The organism is Mycobacterium mantenii (assembly GCF_001667865.1).
Classification (GTDB): domain Bacteria; phylum Actinomycetota; class Actinomycetes; order Mycobacteriales; family Mycobacteriaceae; genus Mycobacterium; species Mycobacterium mantenii_A.
Map to the genome: position 1 here is coordinate 1 of NZ_LZJP01000015.1, position 763 is coordinate 763.

At 72.1% G+C, this 763-nt stretch carries 1 protein-coding gene; it reads left to right on the forward strand.

What is annotated here, in order from left to right; genetic code table 11:
- Positions 1–521 (forward strand): CBS domain-containing protein (locus A5688_RS03220; protein ID WP_120312453.1); only part of this gene is annotated, 521 nt, incomplete at its 5' end.
- Positions 522–763 lie beyond the last annotated feature (242 nt).

Here is a 763-nt window from a genome sequence, read left to right on the forward strand (position 1 = left end):
ACGGCGGGCGGGGTTACATGTCGAAGATTTTCAACGACGCCTGGATGTCGTCGTACGGGTTCCTGCGCAGCCGCCTCGACGGGTCGACCGAACAGTCCAGGGTCGGCGACGTGCTGCGCCGCAAATCCGGGGAGCTGCCCGACCTGGTGCACACCCACCCGTCCGAGACGGTGCGCGACGCCATCGGCATCCTGCGCGAGTACGGGGTGTCCCAGATGCCGGTCGTCGGCGCCGAGCCGCCGGTGATGGCGGGGGAGGTGGCCGGCAGTGTGTCCGAACGGGAACTGCTGTCCGCCGTCTTCGAGGGCCGGGCGAAGTTGGCGGACGCGGTCGCACAGCACATGAGCCCGCCGCTGCCGATGATCGGCGCCGGGGAGTTGGTCAGCGCGGCCGGCAAGGCGCTGCGCGACTGGGACGCGTTGATGGTGGTCGAGGAGGGCAAACCGGTCGGGGTGATCACCCGCTATGACTTGCTGGGTTTCCTCTCCGAGGGACCCCGGGGGCTGTCCGGGCGCCGGTAGTTCTCGGTGCCGCGCGTGCCGACAGGCGCGCGCCGCGCGTCTCGCCCGGCCGCTACGCGCTCGGGTACTGTTTCGGCCTAGTTCAGCTGGACCCGAGTGGAAAGGTTGCCCATGACCGATCAACCGCCGCCCGGCGGCGCTTACCCGCCACCTCCCTCGTCGCCCGGGCCCTCGGGTGGGCCTCAGCCGCCCTCGGGTGGGCAGGAGACCCCGCCGCCCCCGCCTCCGCAGGCGCCCGCCGG